The sequence below is a fragment of the Lysinibacillus sp. KU-BSD001 genome (genome assembly GCF_042920265.1).
GTDB lineage: Bacteria > Bacillota > Bacilli > Bacillales_A > Planococcaceae > Lysinibacillus_B.
Window position 1 is genome coordinate 100,646 of the sequence record NZ_JBDQZI010000013.1, and the last position, 16,080, is coordinate 116,725.

The following is a 16,080-nucleotide window of genomic DNA, read 5'->3' on the forward strand; positions in this document are numbered from 1 at the left end:
GTCTTCGTTGTTGATACAAATAATGTAAAATAATTTAATTTATTGTTACCCGACGGAATACTTCCACTTCAAGGAATGAGAAGGGGGGAGCCCAATGAGTAAGTAGGAGATAAATGTCGGTTGACGATAGCCAAAACTTTCACGAAAAAAGAACATACGTACTATACTTAACTTGTACAGATGGCTCTTTGAAAAACGTTTCTTACGTTATTTCCTCCGCAATATTTTCATCTGCTGCTAATGATTTCATATATAAATACACATCATGAAAATACGCTTGATAGATTTCCTCAAAGTCCATATCTTTGCCCCCTTCCCTTATATAACTATTGAACTTGTATTTCGTTACAAAAAAATTTCAAGATACTAAAACAGCATTGATAACTCAAGTAAATAATATATAAGAAAGTCAGTTTGTTAAAATTGTAAATATTTGTATAACACATTGATATTTTTACTAATTTTGTTACAATACCTATGATTATAGTTACAAAATGAAGTAAATATAATCAAAGCTAAGGATGCAGAACTATATAATCAAACGCACACAATAAAAAATTTGTTGTACTTGTAGTAAATAATTGTAACCATTTTTAATAACAAAAAAGGAACCTATTCTTAATTAATACTTATAAGAAGAAACAAATCAACAAACTGTTAATTAACAATTTTGAACAACCACCAAATATAAATTATAAGAAATGAGTGTGCGAATTGAAGCAACAATTTAATTTCAAAAGTATGAAAACGAAAATATTATTTGGGTTTTCATTCATTATTTTAATTATCATTTTATTTGGAGTGTACAATTATTCTGCAATCCAAAAGAATAATGAAACAGCTAAAAATATTGTAGAGCAAGAGCTGCCATTATTAATTGCTAACGAGCAACTCGCTAGAACAATGGCCAATCGGATAGCAACAGCCCGTGGTTATGTGTTATATGGTGGCGACTATAAAGAGCGATTTAACGATTACACAGAAGAAGGTAAACATAATGAAGCAATTGTTAGAGAGATTGGGGCTTCTGAGGAATTTAACCATCTGATTAAACAGACTATTGAGTGGCGAACGTTTGTAACAAAAGAAGTATTCAAAGAGTATGACAAAGGAAATAAAGAGTTAGCCCGACAAAACCTAGCAGAAAAAGATGCAGATGCACGTAAAATCATGACCAGATATGAAGAGTTGGCACGTAAAAGTCGCGATTCGATTAATGAGGCAGAGCGCCAAATTATAGCAGATGGACAAAAAACACTACTTATAACCACCATCGTAACTATTTCAGTGATAGTGGTTAGTTTAGCTGCCGCACTAATTACTTCTACGATCATTGCAACACCCATTATAAAAGTGATGGAACGCATGAAGTTAATGGCGAGTGGGGATATCAGCAAAGAACCATTAGCAACAAAATCACAAGACGAGGTAGGTCAGCTTGTCATGGCAACAAACGAAATGAGTAGTAATATTCGTGCATTACTAAGTGAAATAAATACCGTCTCTGGATCCATCACAAGTCAAAGTGAAGAGTTAGCCCAATCAGCCAATGAAGTGAACGCTGGTTCTCAACAAATTGCTACTACTATGCACGAATTGGCCGCTGGTACAGAAGCAGAAGCCAAAAATGCAAGCGAACTGGCCTCCATTATGGGATCATTTTCAACTACCGTTCAAGATGCTCATACAAATGGGGAGCAAATTCAAAAAGCCGCCATTGAAGTGTTACAAATGACTAGTGAAGGTACCCGTTTAATGGACTCCTCTAACAAGCAGATGGTTAAGATCGATGAAATTGTACATAATGCAGTTCAAAAAGTGCAGGAGTTAGATAGCAAGTCTCAAGAAATATCAAAATTGGTTTCTGTTATTCAGGACATTGCTGACCAAACGAATCTCCTCGCATTAAATGCAGCAATTGAAGCTGCAAGAGCTGGTGAACATGGTCGAGGTTTTGCCATTGTTGCAGATGAAGTTAAAAAGCTTGCTGAGCAAGTTTCTACATCTATTGTAGACATTACTGACATTATCGCCGGCATACAAAATGAATCCAGTGTAGTAACAACATCCTTACAAAATGGCTATACGGAAGTTCAACAAGGAACAAGTCAAATTCAAACGACTCAAGAAACTTTTACTCGAATAAGCGCATCTGTAACAGATATGACGAACAGCATCAAAATAGTAGCTGAAAACTTAGCTAGCATAGCATCAGATAGTAAAATCATGAATGGTTCTATCTCAGAAATCGCAGCTATTTCGGAAGAATCCGCTGCAGGAGTCGAACAAACTTCCGCCTCATCTCAGCAAATAAACAGTTCCATGGAAGAAGTAGCTAATAATTCAGACGAACTTGCAAAATTAGCTGAAAAACTAAATGGATTAGTTCATCAATTTAAACTTTAAATGCATACTAAAATAGCAATAAACAGGTATGCATAAAATCATTTTTTATGATTAACACCGAAAAACAAATGAACTGCCCCACCATTGTTAGATACATCTATCAATGGGTGGGGCAGTTTCTTATTGTTAAATATAATTTATAACAATAATTAATTATTGTTTATACATTCAAAAATTTGGCATTATAGCTTTCTTACCACCATAATAGAATTCACTTCTTAAACATCAAAATAAATGCCTAATGTATTCCGTTCATTTTGATTAAAAAAATGCATTTACTTATGATAGGGTTCTCAGTAACTGAGGGGGGGCATAAATTTGATAAATATAAGCTTTTATTGAATTACTTTAACAGTTTTTTGTCCAACAACTAGTACTCCATTTACGTAACCTCTAAACTCAAGTGTTACTTGCGATTGATTCCACGTAAAATGAGAACGTTCGAACTTAAACTGTCCAAGTCCTGCTTGATTATAGTATCCATTATTGCTATTTAAAGCTTTTACACCATTAACAGTTGCAGTATTCAAGTCGAAGCCTTTTGTACTGAACCCTTCTGGTAGAATAACACGTACTGTGAATATCCCTTTATTTCCTTTAATAACTTCTGGCGTTACCTCCACCGTAGCTGGAATATAAACAGTAAATTGTTTTGTAATAGTCATGCTATTTCCAGCAGCGTCTGTTACTGTAACAGTTACGTTATACACGCCATGCTCATCAAATTTTATAGATTCTCCATTTGCTACAACTGTTGTTTTTAAACTTGGCGAAGTAATAACCATTTCTTCTGAAACAACACCTGAAAGACTGTCATTTGCTGAATATACTAATTGTACTGAATCACCCAAACTGTACTCTTTGTTTACATCCATTGAAACGTTTGGTGCTGTTTTATCGATTTTCACTTCAATAGTATTTGAATCCTCCACATTACCTACTAAATCAACAGAATAAAATTGAATTGTATGAATTCCTTCTTTTCGGACTGTGAAAGTATTTCCTTCTATAAAAGCAGATCCATTAAGTGAATAAAACGTTTTTGCAATGCCACTTTCAGCATCTTGTGCTTGTAATTTTACAACTACATCTTCGTTTGTCCATTCTTTTGGAGCTATCGCAGTTGTAGTAGGTGCAATTACATCTGCTTTTAATTCAATCGTTTGAACTTCCTCTTTGTTTCCAGCAACATCTACTGAATAAAAGCTAACTTTATAAGAAGGTTTACTTCCATCTACTTTAATTGTTGTACCTTCCACATATGCTGCTCCATCAATTGAGTAATACGTTTTAAATACTCCACTTAATGCGTCTGTTGCAAATAAGTTAATAACTGTATTGGCAGTAAACCACTTTGGAATATCACTAGTTTTTGTAGTTGGCGCTTCCGTATCAATTTTCACAAGTTCAGTTTTCTCTGTTTCTTTATTACCTACTTTATCTACAGAATAGAAAGTAATTTTATGAATTCCCTGCTCTGACACCGTAAGCGATGTTCCAGATACAAACGCATCATCGTTTAATGAATAATACGTATTGGCTACACCTGTTTCGTCATCTGTTGCAGATAATGTAACTTCGACAGGACTTACATTTGTCCACTCAGCTGGTACATTCGCTGTCGTAATAGGGGCCGTTGCATCAACAATCAATTTCGCTAACACCACATTTGACGGTGTTGATTCACCAAATGAGTTACTATATGATGTTACATAATATTCGTGATCTGCATATGTTAAATCTGAAATTGTGTAAGACAGGTTATTAATCTTTTCTGCAATTAGCACTGGTTCCCCATTCACAAGTTCATATACATTATAACCATTTGCATACGTTACAAAGTTCCATATAATTCGAGCACTCGTCTCACTTAGTAATTTAATGCTTGCTACTGGAGGCTCCATTTCTGGAAATATAATATTCACTGCCAATTGGCTAGAAGGAGCTGATTCACCGAAACGAGTACTAAACGCAACAATTTCATAATAATGGGTTGCCTCTGAAAGATTAAAAAGTTTTGTAGTTAAAGCTGTTCCTTTGTATACTAGTTGACGATCTGATCCCGTTACTTTATATACAAGGTATTCATTTGCCCAATTAACAGCTTGCCATGATAACGTAATGTTGTTACCGTTAAAAATTGTGCTCGCCATGACTGGGGCTTGTACTTCCGGCCAAATCATTTCAAAGTTAATGTTACTTCCTTCTGCTGATTCACCGAAACGTGGACTAACAGCATGAACTACAAATTCATATTGTCCTTCTTCCATTTTAGGGAATGACGCTGAAGTAGTTGTTACTGTATTCTTTAATACCTTTTGTCCATTAACAATTTGATACACTTTATAGCTCGTTGCATACGTTACAGCGTTCCATTTTAAAACAATGTCATTTACATTCGTTGCCGTTTTCGTTAAATTGCTAGGCGCTTGTACTTCTGGCCAAATCATTTCGAATTCAATGTTACTTCCTTCTGCTGATTCACCGAAACGTGGACTAACAGCATGAACTACAAATTCATATTGTCCTTCTTCCATTTTAGGGAATGATGCTGAAGTAGTTGCTACTGTATTCTTTAATACTTTTTGTCCATCAATGATTTGATACACTTTATAGCTCGTTGCATACGTTACAGCGTTCCATTTTAAAACAATGTCATTCACATTTGTAGCTGTTTTCGTTAAATTGCTTGGCGCTTGCACTTCTGGGAAAGTTAAAGTAAATTTTACTTTGCTTCCTTCTGCCGATTCACCGTAACGAGAATTGTACGAATGAATTTCAAACACATACTCGCCCTCTGGCTGATTAGCATACGTTACGCTTGTAGTAGTTAATGTACTTTTTAATACTTTTTGTCCATCAATAATTTGATATACTTTATAGTTTGTCCCGAAAGAAACTGTCTCCCAAGTTAACTTGATGTCATTTCCATTTACAAAACTGTACGTTGCATTACCTGGTGCAGCCATTTGTACTTCACTCATATTAACAGATATTTCATTACCTTCTGTTGACTCACCAAAGCGAGGGCTTACAGAATGAACAATATACACATGCTCCCCGAATGATACATTAGCCAATGTAGTTGATAAAGTAGTTACTGTATTTTTCAATACTTTTTGTCCATCAATAAGTTCATACACCTTATAACTTGTTGCATATTGCACTGCTCCCCAAGTTAAAACAACGTCATTTCCATTCTGAATTTTGAATATTAAAGAACTTGGTGCAGCCATATTTGGAAACTGTAAAGGAACTGTAATTTCAGCTGTATTTGATGACTCTCCAAATAGTGACGTGAAAGATGTTACAACATAGTTGTGAGCCCCTTCTGATTGGTTCGTATAAGTTACAGTCGTTCCTGTTAACGTGCTCTTTAAAATTCTTTGACCATCGACAATTTCGTAAACTTTATAGTTCGATGCACCTGTAACAGCTGTCCACGTCAACTTAATGTCATTTCCATTAAGAATTGTATACGCTAAATTTGTTGGTGCAGGTAAATCTACTTCATTTAATGTTAAAGAAGCTTTACTACCTTCTACTGATTCTCCAAAACGGTTACTTACAGAATGTATTTCATAGGTATATTCACCTGGTGCCATCTTTGTATAGTTAATAGTCGTTCCAGTAACAGTATTTTTCAAAACCTTTTTTCCATCAATTATTTGATACACTTTATAGCTTGTCGCGTTTTCTACAGCATCCCAATTTAAAGTGAAGTCCGAAGTATTTTTAATAATATACGTTAAGTTTGCCGGCGGACTCATTTGAGGAAATTCAATTTTGAAAGAAATTTTCGCACTTTCCGCTGACTCTCCAAAACGGCTAGAAAAAGCGTAAATTTCATAGTTGTAATCACCTGCTGGCAAATACGTGTACGTTGCACTTGTATTAGTTACTGTACTTTTTAATACTTTTTGTCCATTAATAATTTGATATACTTTATAGCTTGTTGCATTTGTAACAGTATCCCATTTTAATGTAATATCATTAATGTTAGCTGCTGTATATGTCGGATTCGTTGGTGCTGCCATTACAACAGGCTCTAGCGTTACAGAAATTGAAATCCCTTCTGCCGACTCACCAAAACGACTACTTACAGAATAAATTTCGTACGCATAGTCCCCCGATGAAGAGTTTGCATATGTAACACTTGTTGTCGTTACTGTACTCTTTAATACTTTTTGTCCATTAATAATTTGATACACTTTATAGCTTGTCGCATTTGTAGCAGCGTCCCATTTTAAAACAATGTCATTTCCGTTCGCAATTGTATACGTAACATTGCTTGGCGGTGTCATCACAACTTCTTCGATAATTACATTTACTCGGCTACCTTCTATCGACTCACCGAAACGACTACTTACAGAATGAACTTCATATACGGACTCCCCACTAGGAATATTCGTATAAGTTGCACTCGTCCCTGTTACTGTACTCTTTAATATTTTTTGACCATCGATAATTTGATATACTTTATAGCTTGTCGCATTTGCAGCAGCGTTCCATTTTAACGTAACATCATTAAGATTTGCAATTGTATATGTTACGTTTGATGGGGGAAGCATCGTTACCGATTCTACAGTTACCGTTATTTGACTTCCTTCTGCTGATTCCCCAAAGCGGCTACTTACAGAATAAACTTCATATACGGATTCCCCACCAGGGATATTCGTATAAGTTACACTCGTCCCTGTTACTGTACTCTTTAATATTTTTTGACCATCGATAATTTGATATACTTTATAGCTTGTCGCATTTGCAGCAACGTTCCATTTTAACGTAACATCATTAAGATTTGCAATTGTATATGTTACGTTTGATGGGGGAAGCATCGTTACCGATTCTACAGTTACCGTTATTTGACTTCCTTCTGCTGATTCCCCAAAGCGGCTACTTACAGAATAAACTTCATATACGGATTCCCCACCAGGGATATTCATATAAGTTACACTCGTCCCTGTTACTGTACTCTTTAATATTTTTTGACCATCAATAATTTGATATACTTTATAGCTTGTCGCATTTGCAGCAGCGTTCCATTTTAACGTAACATCATTAAGATTTGCAATTGTATGCGTTACGTTTGATGGAGGAAGCATTGTTAGTGATCCTATAGTCACCGTTATTTGACTTCCTTCTGCCGATTCTCCAAAACGGCTACTTACAGAATGAACTTCATATACGGATTCCCCACTTGGAGTGTTCGTATAGGTAACACTCAATCCTGTTACTGTACTCTTTAATATTTTTTGACCATCAACAATTTGATATACGTTATAACCTGTTGCATTTGTAGAAGCAGACCATTTTAACGTTATGTCATTGACATTTGCAATTGTATACGTCAAATTCGTTGGTGCTACCATTTCTGGATGAACACTTGTTGCGCTTACAGTATTAGAAATTGGCGACTCTCCATATTTAGAGTTAAATGACGAAACCGCGTACGTGAAGTCTCCTTCTGGAGCATTTGAAATCGTATACGTTTTACCTTTTACTGTAGTAACTAAAGTGTTCTCACCATTTAGTCCAATTTGGTACACTTTATACTCTTCCGCATACTGAGAAGTCGTCCAGCTCAAGTTAATGTCATTTACGTTTTGTAAAGTGTACGTAAGTGTTGGTGCTGCCATCGTTGGATAAACGACATTCACTGTGATAGGTTCACCAGGACCAGACTCTCCATTAGCACTTAATGTTGAAACAACATATGTGTAAGATCCTTCTGGAAGGTCATTAATCGTGTAATTGTTCGTAGTAACTGTACCATGTGATATTAATTGACCTTCTGTAATTTCATATATTTTATAGCCAGTGGCACTGACTACCGAACTCCAAGTAAGCTTCACATCATCTGCTGTGATATGTTGGTAAGCAAGGTTACTTGGCGGCAGAATGCTATTATCTGTTGCTCCCAAAACATTTTTCATTGGAAACAAGAATATTTGCAAAATTAACACAAATGCTATTAATACCGAAATTTTACTTGATACACTTTTACCCATGTTCTTTACCCTACCTTTCAGTAGTGAATTAGGAAAAACGCGCATAAAAATAAGCCTCTTAACAAGGCTCAAATAAAAGGACTCTGAATCCTTGCGGTAACCGGCTGCCATCCACATAGCGTGGTCCAGGCCCTTGGCTTTGCGTCTCACGATTTCTCGTGGTTTGCCTTTTTCACTTGGTTATTTTATATGTTACAAGGCTATCATAATACCAAATCCACATACACGAAACTACCTTTATACCTATCTATATCTATTTTTCCCTATCTCTATCTATCTTTAATTTACTCTAATATAGTTTAATGGTCATACATAAATATTGATAAATTCCTAATACAACAATTGGTTGAAGCTGCAATGAGTATTTAGATACGCTTTATGATTTAAATACGGAACTTTATAATGTAATTTAAGTTACTCTAAAAAATTATTTAATTTCATAGGGAAAAATGGAAAAATTCCCGAAGATCCTCAAACAATTCAACTCCAATTAGCAAATAAAGCACCTAATTAAAATAAAAAACTGTACCTTGTTATAATCACTTAAATTATAACGAGGTACAGTTCATATATTGTAAAAACTTCATTTACTTATGGTAAGGTTCCCCCTTAATAATCCTAAAACTCCGATAAATCTGTTCGACCAACACAAGCTTCATTAGTTGGTGGGGGAGGGTCATTTTGCCAAAGCATAGTTTTTCGTCAGCGCGTTTTAATACATCGTCATGTAGACCGAGTGAGCCACCGATGATGAAGGCGACTTTGCTTTTGCCGTATGTCATAAGTGCATCGAGATCGGCTGCCATTTGTTCGCTCGTTTTCATTTTGCCATCTAACGCAAGTGCGATGACATATGTACCGTCATTGACTTTTGCTAGAATACGCTCGCCTTCCTTTTTCTTTACCTGCTCCATCTCTGCATCTGATAATTGCTCGGGTGCCTTCTCGTCTGGCACTTCTACAAAATCGAGTTTCGCATAGCTAGAAAGACGTTTCGCATATTCATCAATTCCCATTTTTAAATACTTCTCTTTTAATTTTCCAACTGATATGATGGTAATATTCACAACTTATCCACCTTTACATTTCATTTACAAACACGTTATCCACAAAAGTTATCCACATATCCACAGACATTTTCTATATATTGTGTAAAGTTATTTACTTGATACAATATATGTTGCATGCTCTTCACAGTAAGCACATTTTGTGGATAACTTTTCCGCATCTAATATTTTTTCCATAATTGGAAAGTCTTCGGTCTCTGCTACGAACATGTCTAACGCATGATCTATATGGGTTTCACAGCTATATTTTTTCATTATTTTCTTCCTCCAATAGTTTGAAATTTCCACAAACTTATTCACAATTTTCTCGGAATTATCCACAACCATTGTAACAAACAAAAAACAAGTAGGAAAGAAAAGCCTTTCTTTCACTACTTGCTGTGAAAAGTTTTATTCAGTTATCCACAGTTATGTCGTACTTTCTTTTAATACTAAGTTTAATTCAACTACTTTTCCTGCGCGATATACTTTGACACTTAATGTATCGCCAATGTTTGTTTTTGTATATAAGTGCTGGCGAAGATCGATGCTGTTCTCAATTGGTTGACCGTCCATTTCAAAAATGACATCATATTGTTTCATCCCCGCTTGATCGGCTGCAGAGCCTTCTACCACTTCAGCGACAACTACACCTGTTGTAATCCCTTCAGGTAATTGTAATGTTTGCGCTTGATAAAATGCTGGCACATCGGTTAAATCCATTAATGAAATACCCATTGCTGGACGTTTTACCTGACCGTTCGTTTCAAGCTGCTGAATGACTGGGATAACGGTATTAATTGGAATAGCAAATCCTAAACCTTCAACCGATTCTGCTGCAATTTTCATGGAGTTAATACCGATTAAATCACCGTTAATATTCACTAAGGCACCACCTGAGTTACCCCCGTTAATGGCTGCATCTGTCTGCAGTACTTCAGATTGCCAGTCTTCTGTACCATCGCCATTTAAGTCCACTGGTACTGCGCGGTCTGTACCCGAAATAACCCCAACAGTTACCGAACCATAAAAATCTAAACCAAGCGGATTCCCGATAGCGATCACCGTTTCCCCTTGTTTTAATACATCGGAATCACCAAATTTTGCGACGGTTTTAATACCATCTGCTTTCACTTTAATGACCGCTAAATCGGTCCAAATGTCGCCTCCAACTAACGTTGCCTCTTTTTTCGAGCCATCTGCTAATGTAATTTCTAGCTTTTCTGCCTTTTCAATCACATGGTGGTTTGTCACGATAAAGGCTTCACCATTTTCGATTTTATAAATCACACCAGAACCTGTGCCTGCTTCTTGAAGTTCGCCTTCTTCTTGTTGATTTTGTTGTATACCGCCTTGGCCAAACCAAAAGCCACCTACATTATTTTGGACAATTTGATAGTTCGAAATACCGACAACCGCTTCGGATACTTTCTCAACGGCCGTTGTAATATCCGTTGTGACAACAGTAGCCGTTTGCTCTGTTCCTATTTGTTCCTTCGTTTCAGTCGTTGTTCCTGGTAATTGATTTGCCAGCGATGGCAGTAGTAACCACATGAGTAAAGCACCGATGACAATCCCTGATAAGCCGCTCATAAAATAGCCTGCTTTACTGCCATTCTTTCTTTTCATTGCCCGTTTATTTCGTTCCTCTTCTTCCCGCTTTAATCGTTCTTGTAGAGGTGTCAATTGTGTATCAGATTGTTCGTGATGATCATTCATCCTTGTTGTCCCCCTTTTTTATATTGTGTACTTATAAATTACACAAAAAACATTAAAATCACATGAAAATTTTTTAAAACTCCATTAAAAATGCCTTACGCGAAAATTGCGTAAGGCATTGGATTTATACTGTCACAAGCTTCGTCGGCTCGTCTGCATCTGTATCATGGAGATGTAAAAACTCCCCTTCAATAATACCGCATGACTGCAATGTTTGGGTTACGCTCATACGTGCCAACTCTTTCATATTGTTATCTTTACTTAAATGGGATAAATATATTTGCGTTGGCTTTTCAAACACCACTTCACTCATTGCCACTGCTGCATCCTCATTGGATACATGTCCCACATCGGACAAAATACGTCGTTTAATGCTCCACGGATAGCGCCCCATTTGTAGCATCCCTACATCATGATTGCTTTCAAATACGAAGGCATCTGCACCACGTATATGGCCTTTCATGCGATCACTCACATAGCCTGTGTCTGTCATCACGGCCAGCTTGCGGTCATTTTCATGAAAAACATAAAACATAGGATCTGCTGCATCATGTGAAACAGCAAATGATTGAATGGACAACGAGCCAAATGATTTTGTCGTTTCCATATCAAATTGGAAGCGTAAATCGGTTGGAATGTTCCCAATGAGCCCGTCCATCGCTTCCCATGTTTTAGCATTCGCAAACACTGGAATATTATACTTTCGTGCCACAACGCCAAGTCCTTTTATATGATCGCTATGTTCATGCGTCACAAGTAAGCCTGTTAGCTTTTTCATATCACGGTCAATTTTTGAAAAGAGCTCCTCCATCTTTTTACCGCTTAAGCCGACATCCACTAAAAAGGCATGCTCATCATTTTCTACATATACAGCATTACCTGTACTGCCACTAGCTAAAACACTAAATCGCATCATTGAAACTCCTTTATTCTTCTACTACCTCTTCTATATCTGGTTTAAATTCAATTACTTTCCCTTGAATTGCATTCACAAAATATTGTTCCTCTTCCCCTTCAGCTGTTCGTACACGTACTTCCCATGTAGGGGTAAATACTTGTGTTTGGGTTAACTGCATTAACGTGGAATAGCCTAATCTCATCGAGGCAATATGTGAATCGGTTTTCAATAAATTTTTTGTATACAACACGCGCAGTATTTGTAGCGGCGATAAAATTCCTTTTTGTTGCTCAATTACTTCTACTTTCTCAAACAACGATTGCTCATACATAAACACTTCGCCATTTGCATTCCAATGAATTTTAACATAACCGTTTTTACTGTATTTATTGTGGTATAAGATGTATTCATTAAAACGTTGAGAAAATGTGGCCGTGCGTAATTCTTCATTAATCTCCCATAGTTCAAATGAAGTCCCTTCGTATACATACTGTCTTACAAAATCCTTTAACGTAGTCGGCTGCTTTGTACTAATTAATTTAATGGGTTCTTTAAATGTGACGACTAATTCACTGTCACTACTAAGTTGATATTGTTGATTATTGTTCTTAGGAAGTTCATCTAACGAATAGGTTTTGACTTTAGCGGATATATACTGTGCTTTCTCGATATTATTCGGTAGCCCTGCATATGTAATCCCCTCTTCCTTTAATCGTTCTTCAATATCATTTTGTCCTAATGGTTGTACTTTTTGCGCTTCACTATACGCCTTTAAATATTGTGAATACAAAAATATATTTAAAATTAGAAAGACACCAATGAATATAGATTTTGTTTTATTCCAATCCATATTCATCACCTCCAGCCCATTCTGTCGTAAGGCGTGTCCAACTACTACCTGTTATGGCAAACCAGCTTGGTTCTAAAATATATAAATCCGAATTTTCGCCTTGCCTTAAATAATAGCCAATGACCAAATCATCTACTTTCGCTAGATCCAGCTCCGTATGTCGATTAATATGAGCCACAATATCATGACCAGAAGCGAGTTCCTTAATCGCTTTGACTGCTGTAATGTCTATATCCAGTGAATAAGATGGACGACGGTAACGGTAAATCCGTTGCTCTCCCCATGTGGTAGAAACACGCGTTAAGACATTCCCACTAAATACAGGATAACCTTGTAAAAATAGCTGATATTCTATGACATGCTTTTGCAAATTCATCGCTGCTAAACGATAGTCCCCAGTAAAACCACCATGCTCATTGACAAAACCAAATGTATCTTGTACTAAATCGTAAGGTTCAATGGCTGCAATGCTTTCTGCTGCCGGGTCTACATAGTTCATTACTTTTGTATCTGTATCGAGCGTTAACAGGGACATAATATCTGTGTACTTTTCCTGCGAACCCTCTACTGTTTTTAGTACGATGCTTGTGTCTTCAAATAATACTTCTTTTAATAAATCGGAAGAAAAATTATTAACAAAGTACGTATACTGTATCACTTCTAATGGATCTACTACTGTATAGAGAGACAGTTGATGTTCACGAGTCAATTCTCTGTATGGTAAGTAATTTTTAGGTTGCCCAACGAATAACTTTTTAAATTCCTCTGTATTCGTGATCGTTATATCTACACGATAAACCGTTTCATTGCTTGTGCTTACAAAGAATATTTGTACTTGCCGATTCTCCTCAACTGTATTCCAGTCAATCATGAGTCGATTAAATGTCGCATCGTGAAACTCCGTATCCTCTATCGGAATGATTTCTTGAAATGCTTGTATTGGTATATCAATCTGGAAAAACATTGTCATACGATTTTGGATACGTATCATTTCATTTGTTTTTTCATTCGATAAATTGGCATTCAGTAGCGTAAAGTTTTTAGCTTGCAACCCGTTGAAATGGTCCATAATCGTATCAATTGCAACTGTTGAACTTGTGCCATAAAAGCCTTCCTCTGTTGAGAAAAGCATACGATATGGCTTCATCACATCTGATAGGCTCTTTTTATCGCCCATTAAAGTATAATCCGTCTGCGGGACTTCCGTATACGGATATTCAGGTTTATAGCTCCACGTCATAAATGTCAGCATCAGACTCATGAGAACAAGAAAGAATAATATAAACGATTTAATCGGTTCTATATATTTCATTCCCAATCCCCCGCTTCGTCTAGTTCATACGGTAATGTGAAGAAAACCGTTGTTCCTATACCCTCTTCACTTTCTGCCCATATTTTTCCGCCGTGCGCTTCAATCATTTCACGCGCAATCGCTAAACCTAAACCTGTCCCACCCATCGAACGGGCACGCGCACGGTCTACTCGGTAAAAGCGATCAAAAATACGGCCAACATTTTCTTTGGGAATCCCCATACCATCATCGGAAATCATCACTTTTAACATATTGTCATGCACTGTAAATCCGAAGCGAATATTCCCACCGTCCGGCGAATATTTTAGTGCATTTGAAATAATATTATCGATGACTTGTGTTAATTTATCTGTATCTACTTCCACGAAATAGCTCGTCTCTGGCAATAAACGAATAAACTCTACATTTTGTGATTTTGACATTTCAAACCGTTCAATAATGCGTTCAAAGAATTTATTAAATTCTACAAATTCACAATCTAATTCATATTCTTGGCTATCCATTTTCGATAGCTGCAATAAATCATTGACTAAACGAATCATGCGCTCTGTTTCTGTCTGTGTAACATTTAAGAAGTGCGGCGCAATGTTTTCGTCTTGCCATGCACCATCTGCTAAAGCCTCTAAATAGCTGCGCATTGTTGTTAGTGGTGTACGAAGCTCATGCGATACGTTCGCTACAAATTCACGACGCTCCATATCGATTTTTTCTTGCTCTGTAATATCATGCAATACTGTAATCAGACCATTTACAAAACCTGTTTCCTTTTGAATCACCGAAAAGTTTGCACGTAAAATATACGGCACATCCGATGTACTAAAGTTCAAGTTCATAGGTTCTTTCATATAAATTAAATCTTCAAAACTATAATCTTGATCAATGCCTAGCACAGAAGCAATCGGACGATTTAGCGTCGTTTCACGTGTAACATGTAACATGCTCATTGCTGGATCATTAATTAAAATGATACGTCCCTTTCGATCGGTTGCAATCACACCATCTGTCATATTACTCAAAACGCTTGCCAATTTACGACGTTCCGCTTCTGTTGTCGATTGCGATTCTTGCAAACGATTCGTTAAATTATTAAACGCAATGGCCAGCTGTCCAATTTCATCTGTCCCATACACGCGCACTTTTCGTGAGAAATTTCCTTTTGACATCGCCTGTGCTTGGCGACGCATATCTGAAATCGGCCGTGTAATCGTGCGTGCTACTAAAATTCCTAAAATAATCGTAATGATGAGTGACATAGCTGTACCGGCTGCAAAAATACGGTTAATCTCATTCAATTGCACAAATATTTTTTCAATATCTGATTCAATATAAATAGCCCCAATGACTTCTCCATCCGGACCCACTGTATCTAAAATCGGTGTTGCTAATGCCCATACACGGTTACGATTTTCTGGATCAAGTGCAATCTTTTCACTAGGCGTTTGAGAAGAAATAGCGGTACGTATAATATCCTCATTTGATTTCTGTCCAACTAGCGATTGGTTATTTGAATCAGATGTGGCCAAAATACGGTTGCGATGATCGATGACACGAATTTCCTTTATATCTCCGGTTGAAAATTCTTGTAAAATAATCCCTAAACTCGTTTCCAGTGTAGCCATCGTCGTGTCATCACGTTCTTTTAAAATTTCTTCACGAATGCTGTATTGTACTAAATCAATGCGTTGTATTATAGATTGTTGGAAGCTATCCTTTAAATTTTGTTCTAATTCCCTCGAGAAATAAAGACCAATAATTTGGAGCGCAATAATAATTAATAAAATATAAATGAATACCAGCTTTACGTGAATCGATTTAAAGAAGCTTACTTTTTGCATGTA

The 16,080-nt window shown here is 36.5% G+C and carries 9 protein-coding genes and 1 riboswitch; of the genes, 1 reads left to right on the forward strand and 8 read right to left on the reverse strand.

Annotation, left to right across the window (positions count from 1 at the left end; genetic code table 11):
* The first annotated feature begins 741 nt into the window (after positions 1–741).
* Positions 742–2,406: a methyl-accepting chemotaxis protein gene (locus AAGS61_RS16855; RefSeq protein ID WP_391374491.1), complete on the forward strand. Its 1,665-nt coding sequence runs from the start codon at positions 742–744 to the stop codon at positions 2,404–2,406.
* Positions 2,407–2,741: 335 nt separating this feature from the next.
* On the opposite strand, the gene AAGS61_RS16860 is transcribed toward AAGS61_RS16855, so the two are convergent.
* From AAGS61_RS16860 to walK, 8 genes are all read right to left on the reverse strand, one after another.
* A complete protein-coding gene (locus tag AAGS61_RS16860; RefSeq protein WP_391374493.1) occupies positions 2,742–8,417 on the reverse strand; it encodes an OmpL47-type beta-barrel domain-containing protein in 5,676 nt (1,891 codons plus the stop codon).
* Between the two features lie 92 nt (positions 8,418–8,509).
* A riboswitch (cyclic di-GMP riboswitch) is annotated at positions 8,510–8,595 on the reverse strand.
* A 409-nt stretch (positions 8,596–9,004) separates the two neighbouring features.
* Entirely contained in the window at positions 9,005–9,484 is a 480-nt protein-coding gene (rlmH, locus tag AAGS61_RS16865; RefSeq protein ID WP_391374496.1) for a 23S rRNA (pseudouridine(1915)-N(3))-methyltransferase RlmH, read from the reverse strand.
* Positions 9,485–9,574: 90 nt separating this feature from the next.
* On the reverse strand, positions 9,575–9,739 hold the full coding sequence (locus AAGS61_RS16870) for a CxxH/CxxC protein (protein ID WP_391374498.1): 165 nt from the start codon (positions 9,737–9,739) through the stop codon (positions 9,575–9,577).
* A gap of 153 nt (positions 9,740–9,892) precedes the next feature.
* Entirely contained in the window at positions 9,893–11,182 is a 1,290-nt protein-coding gene (locus AAGS61_RS16875; protein WP_391374501.1) for a S1C family serine protease, read from the reverse strand.
* A gap of 124 nt (positions 11,183–11,306) precedes the next feature.
* Entirely contained in the window at positions 11,307–12,095 is a 789-nt protein-coding gene (locus AAGS61_RS16880; RefSeq protein WP_391374503.1) for an MBL fold metallo-hydrolase, read from the reverse strand.
* A 13-nt stretch (positions 12,096–12,108) separates the two neighbouring features.
* Positions 12,109–12,930, reverse strand: coding sequence for a two-component system regulatory protein YycI (locus AAGS61_RS16885; protein ID WP_391374506.1), 822 nt, complete (start codon positions 12,928–12,930; stop codon positions 12,109–12,111).
* Positions 12,917–14,242, reverse strand: coding sequence for a YycH family regulatory protein (locus tag AAGS61_RS16890; protein ID WP_391374509.1), 1,326 nt, complete (start codon positions 14,240–14,242; stop codon positions 12,917–12,919). Before AAGS61_RS16890 ends, AAGS61_RS16885 begins: the two co-directional genes overlap by 14 nt.
* Positions 14,239–16,077, reverse strand: a complete 1,839-nt coding sequence (gene walK, locus AAGS61_RS16895) for a cell wall metabolism sensor histidine kinase WalK (RefSeq protein ID WP_391374512.1) — start codon at positions 16,075–16,077, stop codon at positions 14,239–14,241. The genes AAGS61_RS16890 and walK overlap by 4 nt, the downstream gene beginning before the upstream one ends.
* Positions 16,078–16,080 lie beyond the last annotated feature (3 nt).